The following is a 12706-nucleotide window of genomic DNA, read 5'->3' as shown; positions in this document are numbered from 1 at the left end:
TACATCTCAATACTGGAGGGCATCCCGATGAGTGAAATGATAAATAACCGCGAACAACAGGCAAAGGTTCAATCCGAACGCCAACATATATTGAAGGACATCATCAAGCAACTCCATCAAGGAGCACCTGAAGAAGCCGTTCGCGAACGATTTAAGCAAGCGGTCGGCAACATTAGCGTCGCAGAAATCTCCCAATTGGAAGAAGCACTGATGAAAGAAGAGGGGATCCCTGTATCTGAGGTGCAGCGGCTCTGTTCTGTTCACGCTTCGATCTTCGAAGGATCTATTGATCAGATTCATCGTTCCGACCGACCTGAAGATCAGCCGGGCCATCCCATTCATACCTTCAAAATAGAAAATAAAGAAATTGATTTGCTTGTTAATTTCAAAATCCAATTGCATCTGGAGCAATTCCAGAAAGAGGATTCCAAAGAACATATCTTTAAATTAATTGAGGACCTTAATCTACTGTTGGACGTTGATAAACACTACAGCCGAAAAGAAAACTTGCTATTCCCTTATCTTGAGAAATACGGAATCAACGGGCCCTCCAAAGTGATGTGGGGCGTTGATGATATGATTCGAAGTGTTATTAAAGAAGTGCGCGGTCAACTATTTGAATATAACGGAGACAAGCAAGCCGTCGTCGAGTCTATGGAGATTGCGATTCGGGAAGTCACGCAAATGATTTTCAAAGAAGAAAACATTCTATTCCCTATGGCATTAGAGACACTGACAGAAGACGAATGGCTCAAAATCGCGCAGGAAAGCGCGGAAATCGGATTCTGCTTAACAGCCCCAACGACGGAATGGAAGCCGATACGCCATCCCCTTGAGGGAGTCCCTTTCGAAGAAGCCGTTGATCAACCTGCTTCAGACGGGTATATTCGTTTGGAAACGGGCATCCTATCTGTTAAGCAATTGGAACTGATGATGAACCATTTGCCCGTTGATATTACTTTCATTGATCAGGATGATGTGGTTCGATACTTCTCCCACGGCAAAGAGCGAATTTTTGCACGAACCAAAGCCGTCATCGGACGTACGGTACAGAACTGCCATCCGCCTCAAAGCGTTCATGTGGTTAATCAACTATTAGCGGAATTTAAGGCCGGAACCAAGGATGTCGAGGATTTTTGGATCCCAATCCAAGATAAGTTCGTCTTTATCCGATACTTCGCTGTTCGGGATGAAGAAGGGAACTATCAGGGCACCTTAGAATTTACTCAAAATATTGCGCCGATTCGGGAGCTTGAAGGCCAAAAACGAATATTATCCTCATAGAACAAACCCCAATCCCTTATCTAATCGGGGGTTGGGGTTTGTTTATCGATATCCATGAAAATCGATCTATCGTTCCAGCTTCCATGCTACATCGGCAAGGATCGGCAAATGATCCGAAGGAAACTTGCCTCCCTGATGATCCGCGAGGATCCCGAAGCTCTGTACCTTCACAAGATCATTGACGAAAATAAAATCAATCGGCGAATCGAATTCCAACCCAGGTGCATGGTCATGATGATATTGCTCAGGGAACATCTGCGATGCCATTTCTTTTCGATCGAAATCATGGAACGTGAAGCTCAGCCCGAAGTGATGATAATCTGCCACAGCAGAGGCATCATTCAACGGAATGCGTTGTTCTCCACGTTGGCATAGAATACGATACGGCACGGAATCGGAGGTACAGTTGAAGTCTCCCGTAATCATAACCGGAGAAGAGCCCGCAAGCTGAGTAACCCGCTCAACCAACAAATGGGCGCTCTGTTCGACGGCCACCACGCCCATATGATCGAAATGTGTATTGACATGGAGGAATTCTGCTCCGTCCCGCTTATCCTTGAGCTTTGCCCAAGTTACTGTACGCGCGCATGCTGCATCCCAACCCATCGCGCCAGGCTTGTCTGGTTGCTCAGACAGCCAGAATGTGCCGGAGCCCAGCAATTCGAGGCGCTGTTTGCGATAAAGGATGTTCATGAACTCTCCCGCCTTCTCCCCATCATCCCGACCGACACCAATAAAACCGTATTCCGGGAGCAGGCGTTCCAGATCTTCCAGTTGGTTATACAATACCTCTTGCAATCCTGCGACATCTGGACGATGGAATCGAATCATCCCCGCCACCATCGTCGCGCGCGACGGCCAGCCATCCACGCCCTCGTTGTCGTAGCCATTCTTAATATTGAAGGACATACATCTCATTTCGTGTTCCATTTCCAATTGGTTCATTCCGATACATCTCCAATCCCATCGGTAATTCATATCAATGTTAATGTATGACCCCTACCCAAAAAATACAAGCCCTTTGATGAAAAAGTTAGCATATCTTTAATTCCAAGCCGGGATTAGCTCCGAATAAAAAAATAGCCTTAACCCCTCCATATCAGGGCTAAGGCTTAATTTTATTTATACGGCGTCAATTTCTATCATTTTACCGGCAAATTGGCTGTTATATAGGTCGGCATAGAATCCGCCTTGTGCCATCAGCTCTTCATGATTGCCCTGCTCAATGACACTGCCTTTATTCATCACCAGAATTAAATCCGCATCACGGATGGTCGAAAGACGATGGGCGATGACAAAGCTTGTTCTGCCTTTCATCAATTCATTCATGGCTTTCTGGATATATACTTCCGTCCGTGTATCTACGCTGCTCGTCGCTTCATCCAGAATCAGAATAGCTGGATCTGCAAGGATAGCACGCGCGATGGTGAGCAACTGCTTCTGGCCTTGCGATATATTCGAAGCTTCCTCATTCAATACCGTATCATAACCGTCCGGCAAGGTCCGAATGAAGTAGTCGGCATGCGCTGCTTTGGCTGCTCGGATGATTTCCGTCTCTGAAGCATTTTCGCGTCCATATGCGATATTGTCCCGAATCGTACCGTTGAACAGCCAGGTGTCCTGCAATACCATACCGAACATACCGCGCAAGTCGCTGCGTCTCATCTCACGGATATCCACGCCATCAATGGAAATTTCACCGCCATTAATTTCATAGAAGCGCATTAACAGATTGATTAACGTTGTTTTCCCCGCACCTGTCGGACCTACAATCGCAATCGTCTGCCCCGGTACGACGTGAATGTTCATATCCTCAATCAACGGCTCATCTTGCTTGTAGCCGAACTTCACATGTTCGAATTCCACGTAGCCTTTTGGCTCTTCAATTAAGCTTGGACGATCCGCTTCAACGACTTCTTCCTCTTCATCTAGAACCTCGAACACCCGCTCTGCCGAAGCAATCGTCGATTGAATAATGTTCGCGATATTCGCCGTCTGCGCAATCGGTTGGCCAAATTGTCTTGCATATTGGATGAAGGCCTGAATGTCCCCAATTTCAATAGTTTTCTTCGTAACCAGCACCCCACCGACGACACAGACGAGGACATAACCAATATTCGTAATAAAGCTCATCAATGGCATAATGATCCCGGAAATGAACTGCGCACGCCAACCGGAGTTGTACAACTGCGCATTGATTTCATCGAATTTCTCCTGGGAGTTCTCTTCCCGGCCAAAGGCCTTGATAATCCGATGACCTGTATACATTTCTTCGACATGACCATTAAGTTCCCCCAAGGTCTTCTGTTGGGCGGCAAAATACACCTGCGACTTCTTCGCGATCAGAATGGTCGCGATGAAGCTGAGCGGCAAAGTAATGATCGTAATGAGGGTAAGCAGCGGACTAATCGTCAGCATCATGACAATAACACCGATAATGGTAATAATCGACGTAATGAGCTGCGTTAAGCTCTGCTGCAAGGTCGTACTAATGTTATCAATATCATTCGTAACACGGCTTAAGATTTCCCCATGGGTACGCCCGTCAAAATATTTGAGCGGCAGCCGATTGAGCTTATCATTCACTTGCGACCGCATATCGTACACGACTTTCTGGGATACGCCTGCCATAATATATTGCTGCAAATAACTAAACAAGGCACTAATGATATATAATCCCGCGAGAACCAATAAAATTTGCCAGATGTACGTGAAATCTACGGTGGCACCCGGCACGCCCTTCATCTTCGCCATCATGCCTTCGAACAGTCTGGTTGTTGCTTTACCCATGATTTTCGGACTCACAATACTAAAGACAGTACTTAAAATCGCTGTAATCAACACCGCAATGAGCTGATATTTGCGGGGCTTGAGATAGCCTACTAATCGTTTTAGTGTCCCTTTGAAATTTTTGGCTTTCTGCACGGGCATCCCCATACCCATGCCAGGACCGCCCATGCCGCCACCACGGGGCTTATGACCACGTTCCTTACTCATGCGATCTCCTCCTCTGACAGCTGCGAGGATACAATTTCGCGGTATACTTCAGATGTATCCATAAGCTCTTGATGCGTTCCTTTTCCGACAATTTTACCTTCCTCAAGCACAATGATCTGATCCGCGTCCATCACCGTACTTACCCGCTGTGCAACAATAAGAACGGTCGAATCTGTCGTCTCGCCCTTCAAGGCTTCACGAAGCTTCGCATCTGTCTTGAAATCGAGTGCAGAGAAGCTATCATCGAACAAATAGATCTCAGGTCGTCGTACTAACGCTCTTGCAATGGCAAGGCGTTGTTTCTGTCCCCCGGAGACGTTGGAACCGCCTTGTGCAATAAAGGAATCATAACCGTCTTTCATATCGCTAATGAAATCCGTGGCTTGCGCGATGGCTGCCGCATGCTTCACTTCTTCATCCGTCGCCTCTTCTTTGCCGTAGCGGATATTCTCTGCGATCGTGCCGGTAAAAAGAACGGCTTTCTGCGGCACAAGACCGATTTTGGAACGCAATTCGCTTTGGGTCAACTCCCGAACATCTACACCGTCAATCTCAATACTGCCGCTTTCTACGTCATAGAATCTAGGCATCATGTTTAACAACGTGGATTTACCGGAACCCGTTCCTCCAATGATCGCCGTGACTTGCCCTGGCGCGGCTTGGAAGGAAATACGGGATAGCGCAGGCTGTTCTGCTCCCGGATAACTGAAGGTTACATCCTTAAATTCAATGTATCCTTTACGTCCATCCGTTCGAGTGGTCCGCTCTGGATCTTTGATATCCGGTTTCATATCCAAAACCTCATTGATACGAACCGCAGAAGCAGAGGCTCGTGGAATTAAGACGAACATCATCGATACCATGATAAGCGAGAACATGATTTGCATTGCATATTGAATAAATGCCATCAAACCCCCAACTTCCATATGTCCCGTATCAATCCGATTACTGCCGAACCAAATAATAGCGATGGTGGAGAAGTTCATCACCAGCATCATGACCGGCATCAGGAAAGCCATAATCCGGTTTACTTTGATCGCCGTATCTGTCAAATCACGGTTCGCTTCACCGAACCGTTTCTTCTCGTAATCCACGCGATTGAATGAACGGATAACTCGAATCCCTGTCAAACCTTCCCGTAATACGAGATTCAGCTTATCCAGCTTCACTTGCATGGCCTTAAAGAGCGGAATCCCTTTACTCGCCACCAAGAAGATCGCCAGTGCCAGAATCGGAATAACGACGGCCAGTACCCATGTTAGCTGCGCATCCTTGTTGATTGCCATAATTAATCCGCCAATACACATCATTGGGGCATACACCATGATCCGCATCATCATGACAAGCACTGTCTGTACTTGGGTAATATCATTGGTGGTCCGCGTAATTAGCGAAGCCGTTCCGACTTTATCAAACTCTTGCAGCGAAAAATTGCCTACATGCTTAAATACGCGAGCGCGTAAATTTTGGCCATATCCTACCGCGATTTTCGCTGACATAAAACTACCAATAATCGCGCAAATGCCGCCTCCCGCTGCAACCAATAGCATGAAGCCGCCTATTTTCATAATGTAGTTCGTGTCGCCTTGCACAATCCCTGTGTCTACAATGTCAGACATTAATGTCGGCAAGTATAAATCCGATAAGGCTTGCAAAAAAACAACGACAAGCACGAACGTAATGGGAAGCCAGAACGGCTTCAAAAACCGGAACAATTTCAACATGCCTCTTTCATCTCCAATCCAAATCTATTGCCGTATCCGAAGCAATATCTTGTTCTTTATAATAGGTGAACACCTTCGTTAATAATTCGGCCAGAAGCTTGCTTTCTTCTTCGCCAAGATATTCTATAAGTCCCTGGAATGTCGCCATAAACGAAGATCCTGCCTTGGTATGGATTTCCCGACCAAGCGGCGTCATTTCGACGCGTACGGCCCGACGATCCTGAGGATCCATTCGACGCAGCACAAGCTTTTTATGCTCAAGCTCGTTAATGGTCTGGGTAACTGTCGGCGACGTCACGTGGAGCAGCCTGCTGATCTCCGATACTTTTAAGTTCGGCTGCCCCTTCTCTTCGGCACGAACCAAACAATAGAGCAGCGTCATTTCGCTCTTACGTAATTCCAATTCGCCCCCCCCACGCCAATATGCCTTATTGAAGCGCATAAAAGCATGCAATAATTGTTGGGCGGTCGTCTCTGTACTCATGGCTACATCACCTCCTGCTTACATAGACTGCCAATTATTTAGGCATTCAATATATTAGATGATCTAATTATATTACACTAAAATATTTGATGTCAAATGAGTGGAACTTCCTGATTTAGGGTGCGCTAATCGTGTGATTTTTAACACATTCTTATTTAAAATTGAACAGGAAGAAGCTATACTGCTTATATATTGAATTTACGTCGAAGAAGCGAGGAGCGAAGCAATATCATGCCATCATTTACAATGAAGACACCCTGGGTCAAACCACATATCCGTGCTGAACAAGCAACAACTGCCGATACAGAGGCTGTGATGCAATTATTGAAGCAAACTGCATTATGGCTCCTTAGTCAAGGATCTACACAATGGAGCTCCTTGATCGATGGAGAGGATGTACACGGAACAGCGAATTCCATCGAACGTGGAGACGTGTTCATCTTCCGTCATGTGGAGCGTGGAGACCTTGCCGGAGTAGTCATACTCCTGCAGCAGCCTAGCGCATGGGATCTTGAACTCTGGGGAGATCGCGACCCTGCGAATGCGGTATTCTTGCATCGCCTGGCGATCAATCGCAACGATGCCGGCACACAGCTTGGTGAAGCCATCATGAACTGGGCATCCGAAGGAATTCGCTTCGAAGGCAAGGACGTCATTCGACTGGATTGCATCGCGACAAATGAGAAACTCTTCTCGTTCTACACTTCGCTGGGATATACCCATCAAGGCGAGCATGCGAGCGGCTTTCATATTTTTGAGAAGGCCATCCTAAAGTAAGTGCGTTGATACCCTGAGATAGGAATAATTTGGGATTTTTTAACTATGCACCGGACACTTCCCTTGTTACAATGAGGGTAGCTTACAAGAACGTTGGAGGATTACCATCATGCTCTTCGCACAGCAAGTTACCCGGGAATTCAAGCTTTGGAACCGAAATATTCGCATGTTCTTCATTGCGAATGTACTCTTCCAAATCGGCACCGGCATGTTCAGTGTCTTATATAATTTATACATTCAAGCGCTGGGCTACCAAGCGGATATGAACGGCACCATCGTCAGTGTTCAGTCCCTAGCTACAGCGCTTCTCTTTATTCCTATCGGTTTGTTAGGAGATCGGACAAGCCGTAAAAGCCTGCTCATGATCGGTGCCCTGTTCACTGGCGCCAGTCTTATTGGGCGTTCCTTCGTGACAGGAGAGTCTTCACTGATGGTTTTTGCCGTAGCTACGGGACTGTTCACCGCATTTTTTCAGATCATCGCGGTTCCCTTTCTCGCCGAAAATGCGGACAAAGCCCAACGGCTTAAATTATTCAGCATTCATTTTGCCTTGGGGTTAGCTGCACAGGTGCTTGGAAGCATCGGCGGAGGATTCTTCGCTGACTTGCTTCAGGGGGCCGGCATGAGCGATGTCCATAGTCTACAGATCGTGCTCATGGTTGGTGGAGCGGCGACCTTCATTGGGTTTATCCCACTCTTCTTCGTGAGAGAATCCGATGCCCAGAAGATGCACGAGGAAGAACCCTCTCCCGCAGTAGCTGCTGCATCTTCCGTAGACGCTCGGGAAGATTGGAAATCCATTCTCAAGTTTACGTTCGCACAGTTACTTGTGGGCTTCGGCTCAGGTCTTGTCGTACCTTATCTCAACTTATATTTCACGAACCGATTCTCGGTATCCCTGACCTCTGTGGGAATTCTGATCTCATTAGGACAAGTCATGACCATTGTATCTATGTTGATCGGCCCTTCCCTAGCAAGACGTGTGGGGCAAGTACGCGCCGTCGTTTATTTTCAAATGTTATCCTTGCCGTTCCTGCTCTTAACAGGGTTCACCAATGTCTTTCTCGTTGCCTGTATCAGCTTCTTATTCCGGCAAGCCTTGATGAATGCGGCGAATCCCATTCAATCCTCCATTATGGTGGATCGCGTATCCGATAGCCGACGGGGCATTGCGAATTCGTTAACCCAGACCGCCTTCATGATGGGGTGGGCAACGATGGGGCCGGTTCAATCGCATCTCTTAACCAGCTATGGAACGTATTGGGGATATGTGCTCACGTTCTGTATGACAGGTGTCCTATATATTAGTGCTTCTGCGATGTACTACTACATGTTCAGAAAAGTGGAGAAGCCTGCCGCTTCCGTCGTAGATTGTTAAGCGTCACGACGAATATAGTTAAAATTCATACTTTCATGGAGGTTGATTCTTATATGAACCCTAATGTCTCTTTGCAAAAGCCGTCCGTGGAATGGCTGACCCCGTATCTTGATTTTTATGAAGAATGGAAAGCATCACAAGAATCTTTCGTTCCTTGGGTCATCGGTAAAGATCCCGAAGATTTCGAAGCCTATGTACAATTTCTAAATGAAGGGGCCGATGAGTCCAAATTAGCGGATGGCTTCGTGCCTCACTCCACGTATTGGTTGATGGATTCTTCCCATCGCATTTTAGGCGCAGTCAATATTCGGCATCAGCTGAATCAGAAGCTGCTCGAGAGCGGTGGACATATCGGCTACGGCATCCGTCCTTCTGAGCGCCGCAAAGGCTACGCTTCCGAATTGCTGCGTCAGTCGCTTCAGATCACCCGAGATCTGGGATTAGAGCAAGTACTGGTGGTCTGCGACCAGACGAATATAGGTTCCGAGCGAACGATTCTCAAGAACGGCGGCGTATTGGAATCCGAATTCATCGAGGCAGATGGCAACGTCGTACGACGCCATTGGATTACATTATCTTAAATTGAATAGACAATACATTTTTGGCGATACGTACAAAAAGGATAGCGCAGACGAGATTCCCTCGTACCACGCTATCCTTTTCCTTTTGACTTGCTGGTAACTTGATTCTTTTATTATCCGACTTCGTCCGAGGTATACGTCTGGAAGTTCTCCCGATATTTCCCCGGCGTTACACCTTCAATTTTTTTGAATGCACGGATAAACACGACGTCACTCGTATACCCCACCAATTGAGCAAGTTGAGCATTGGTCATCTCCTTGGTGCGCATGTGTATCTTCGCTTGCTGAATTCGCCTGCGGGTAATCGAATCAATCACATTCATCCCACTGCACTTTTTATAAAAGGTAGAGATATACTGAGGTGTCATGCCAAAGCGATCGGAGATCATCACAAGCCCCAAATTCGGATCGGTGAAATTCTCGTCCAGAAATTGCTCCATATCTTGAAGCAGCTGAACGCGATGATCCGTTCGCTCGATAACGAATGACCCCGTTAGCATCTCATACAATTGTTGAATACGCCGATACATGCTCTCGGCCGTCTCATAGGAGAAGATATCTTTAATCAGGTCGATGTCAGGACCAAGAATATCCCGCTGATCCGTACCTGTCGTGTTCATGATCTTGAGGAATGTGCTCGTCATATTGAAGAACAAGCATCTCCCTACTTCTGGCGTAATGCTGCCGGATTCGAAGTTCATGGCATAGATCGTATCAAGCAGCTTCAGCACATTCTCCATATCCCCGCTGCGCACGAAATTAATGAGCTGAACCTCAATATCAATCGGGTAATAATAATGGGAATGGACATTGGTGATATCCCGGAAATAAATGATGGTACCGCCACCTTTAATAATTCGGTATTCCATTGCCGCGACTGCTTCCGCGTAACTCTCACCGATGCTCTTCGCTCCTACATGCGGCAGGCCGACCGATACCGTAATATCAATATGGAACCTGTCTTCAATCATGTGCTTGAGCGATTCGGCCATCTCTTGGATGTCCGAGTCCATCTCGCTGGCTCGTTCCGCAGCGAAGTTATTCAGGAATACAACGCGATCCCGGTCCAATTCCACCGCGAAGGTCTGATGCGGAGCCTGTATCATATCCGTTCCGACATTCGATATAATGAATCGGGCCAATGCCCACTGCTGCTCATCGTGTTCGATATGAAATCTTGCAATGCTATCCAGTTGAATAATCATCACCGAGAAATACTCACTAATAAACGTAATATCCATAAATTGCAGCGACTGCACGCCTTTCTCCGTCGTATCGACATCCATTTGTCCCCGAATCAATCGAGACAAATAGTTGGACCGAAGGACAGGCGTCTGTCTTGCTAATAGGTTGCGTAAATTCTGTTCTTCTTGAAGGGAATCTGCAATGGTCCTTTGAATGAGCTCATATTCATTCACAGCATGCCGCCCTTTCCATCCCGCACCCCTAGGGATGATATCGACAGCTTTACGGAGCGGACTGTAATTACGGTAAGCGATGATAACCGCAGCAATTAAACCAATCGCTAGGCAGAGGAGAAATAGAATCAACGTCCATTCTTGAATGAGATTCAATTGTTGCATATACACACTTCGTGGTGTTACCAGAATGTACTTCCATCCCTCCTTCTCGGAGGAAGTGAACGAGACCACCTTCGAATCGCCGTTCAGCTTCTCATTGAACAAGCCCTCATCGTTATGGATTTGGCGCAGCAAGGAGGGAGGAAGCGGTTCTCGCTCCGTGGACATGATGCTTCGGCCCTCGCCATCCACGACATAGATGGAACTGTCACTTGCATATTCAATTTGCGCGAACATTTCTTTCACGCGGCTCTCATCGATGAGAATGACAAAACTACCCGTAATATCCTTACGGTCGCGGCCTGGGAGTGACTGAGTGAAAGTAATGACATCTAGCGGTGTATTCTCAATACTCTTCATCGGATCCAGTTCTGAACGCCGGAGCAATGTAGCCGAAGGTAAGTATTCCATCGTATGAAAGCCGTGTAATACTTTGTCTCGCCATGCCTCATACGTCATACCTTCATAGCTGTAGTACATGTCATAGAATTTGCGAGAATCCGTTAGCAGACCCGATTTTAGCACCAGGTCACTCTTGCGGAAGTATACATAATAATCCAATATGAAATTGGAACGGAGGTTCGAGCGAAATGCCGGCCCACCCATAAATTCAATAAACTTATAGCGGTCAAAACCGCTCTGATCCTCTTTCAGCTTCAGCAAATAATCGAGTTTCGGATCGAATACAATCTGCTGCGCCAGCTTGTCTACTTCTTTCAATTCGGTATCGAGCGACAATTTCAGCTGCTCCAGCATCGCTTGATTCGATCGATTCGCGCCCTTCTCAAGGCTGTCTTCTACTTTACTATATAGAAAAACACCAATGGATAAAGGAATAAGCAGCATGACTAGATTGGAGATAACCATCGTGATCCATACACTTTTCAAATGACGAAACCCTAACCATCTTAGTGACCATTTCACGAATGATCCCCCCTACCTCTACAAGATAGCTTACATTAATACCCAAATGAAAACGTTTACGAGTATTATAATGCAAGCAGGCAGGGAAGGATACCTATTTATTCCTTAATCGCACCAATCAGCACGCCCTTCACAAAATACTTCTGCAGGAATGGGTACAAGCAGATAATCGGCAGCGTTGAAATAATGATGGTGGCGTATTTGATCGTTTCTCCAATCGCGTATTTATCATCTGCAGCAGCACCCGTTGACATCGAATCCGTCGAATTCGCAATCAATATATCCCGAAGAACCAGCTGTAATGGATACAACGTACGATCTCTCAGATACACGAGCGCGGAGAAATAGGAGTTCCAATGTCCGACGGCATACCACAGAATCATGACCGCGATGACAGGCATCGATAACGGAATGATAATCCGGAACAGGATCGTCAGCTCTCCAGCGCCATCAATCTTCGCTGATTCCTCCAGAGACACGGGAATTCCTTGGAATGCTGTCCGCATAATGATCAAGTTAAAGGTCGAGATCGCACCCGGAATTAATAAAGCCCAAGGCGTGTTCATCATGCCTAGCTTGTTAATTAACATGAAGGATGGAATGAGGCCGCCATGGAATACCATCGTCAATACGATGGCAAACATCAAGAAGTTACGAAAAAACAGATTGCGCCGCGAGAGCACATACGCTCCCACTGCTGTCATTAATAAGTTAATCGCCGTCCCAACCGTCACGTAGAACAACGTGTTCTTATATCCGGTAATAATCATCGGATTCTGAAAAACAGCCTTATACGCATCCAAATTAAATCCAACGGGACGAAGCAGCAGCCCGCGATGTTGGAGGAAGGCCGCTGCATCACTGAAGGAAGCGAACAGCACATATACGAACGGATATAACGTGATAAAACATAGTCCAATCATCAGTATCGTATTGAAGACGCCAAATACCTTCTCACCAACGGTTTGTGCACCCAT

Annotated in this window: 10 protein-coding genes; 4 read left to right on the top strand and 6 right to left on the bottom strand. The window is 46.7% G+C overall.

The genetic code is table 11. From position 1 onward, the window contains the following. Positions 1 to 27 precede the first annotated feature (27 nt). Positions 28 to 1284 carry a DUF438 domain-containing protein gene (locus BVG16_RS10305; RefSeq protein WP_078498451.1) on the top strand — a complete coding sequence of 419 codons (1257 nt, stop codon included), beginning with the start codon at positions 28 to 30 and terminating at the stop codon, positions 1282 to 1284. Positions 1285 to 1350: 66 nt separating this feature from the next. Here the strand turns inward: BVG16_RS10305 and BVG16_RS10300 are convergent, their stop codons facing one another. The 4 genes from BVG16_RS10300 to BVG16_RS10285 all read right to left on the bottom strand — a co-directional run bounded on the left by BVG16_RS10300 (position 1351) and on the right by BVG16_RS10285 (position 6489). After that, a complete protein-coding gene (locus BVG16_RS10300) occupies positions 1351 to 2229 on the bottom strand; it encodes an endonuclease/exonuclease/phosphatase family protein (RefSeq protein WP_078498450.1) in 879 nt (292 codons plus the stop codon). 177 nt (positions 2230 to 2406) lie between these two features. Beyond that, complete coding sequence (locus BVG16_RS10295; protein WP_078498449.1) at positions 2407 to 4281, bottom strand: ABC transporter ATP-binding protein; 1875 nt, start codon at positions 4279 to 4281, stop codon at positions 2407 to 2409. Continuing rightward, positions 4278 to 6005, bottom strand: a complete 1728-nt coding sequence (locus BVG16_RS10290; RefSeq protein WP_078498448.1) for an ABC transporter ATP-binding protein — start codon at positions 6003 to 6005, stop codon at positions 4278 to 4280. Before BVG16_RS10290 ends, BVG16_RS10295 begins: the two co-directional genes overlap by 4 nt. A gap of 7 nt (positions 6006 to 6012) precedes the next feature. Beyond that, a complete protein-coding gene (locus BVG16_RS10285; RefSeq protein WP_078498447.1) occupies positions 6013 to 6489 on the bottom strand; it encodes a MarR family winged helix-turn-helix transcriptional regulator in 477 nt (158 codons plus the stop codon). A 231-nt stretch (positions 6490 to 6720) separates the two neighbouring features. Here BVG16_RS10285 and BVG16_RS10280 point away from each other — a divergent pair, with 231 nt between their 5' ends. The 3 genes from BVG16_RS10280 to BVG16_RS10270 all read left to right on the top strand — a co-directional run bounded on the left by BVG16_RS10280 (position 6721) and on the right by BVG16_RS10270 (position 9225). Continuing rightward, entirely contained in the window at positions 6721 to 7266 is a 546-nt protein-coding gene (locus tag BVG16_RS10280; protein ID WP_078498446.1) for a GNAT family N-acetyltransferase, read from the top strand. 109 nt (positions 7267 to 7375) lie between these two features. Continuing rightward, positions 7376 to 8644: an MFS transporter gene (locus tag BVG16_RS10275; protein ID WP_078498445.1), complete on the top strand. Its 1269-nt coding sequence runs from the start codon at positions 7376 to 7378 to the stop codon at positions 8642 to 8644. Between the two features lie 53 nt (positions 8645 to 8697). After that, entirely contained in the window at positions 8698 to 9225 is a 528-nt protein-coding gene (locus BVG16_RS10270) for a GNAT family N-acetyltransferase (RefSeq protein ID WP_078498444.1), read from the top strand. A 113-nt stretch (positions 9226 to 9338) separates the two neighbouring features. Here BVG16_RS10270 and BVG16_RS10265 read toward each other — a convergent pair whose 3' ends face one another. Next, complete coding sequence (locus BVG16_RS10265; protein ID WP_078498443.1) at positions 9339 to 11729, bottom strand: helix-turn-helix domain-containing protein; 2391 nt, start codon at positions 11727 to 11729, stop codon at positions 9339 to 9341. Between the two features lie 98 nt (positions 11730 to 11827). Beyond that, entirely contained in the window at positions 11828 to 12706 is an 879-nt protein-coding gene (locus BVG16_RS10260; RefSeq protein WP_078498442.1) for a carbohydrate ABC transporter permease, read from the bottom strand.

It is taken from the genome of Paenibacillus selenitireducens, assembly GCF_002021565.1.
Lineage (GTDB): Bacteria > Bacillota > Bacilli > Paenibacillales > Paenibacillaceae > Paenibacillus_K > Paenibacillus_K selenitireducens.
This window is presented reverse-complemented; position numbering and strand designations above follow the sequence as displayed.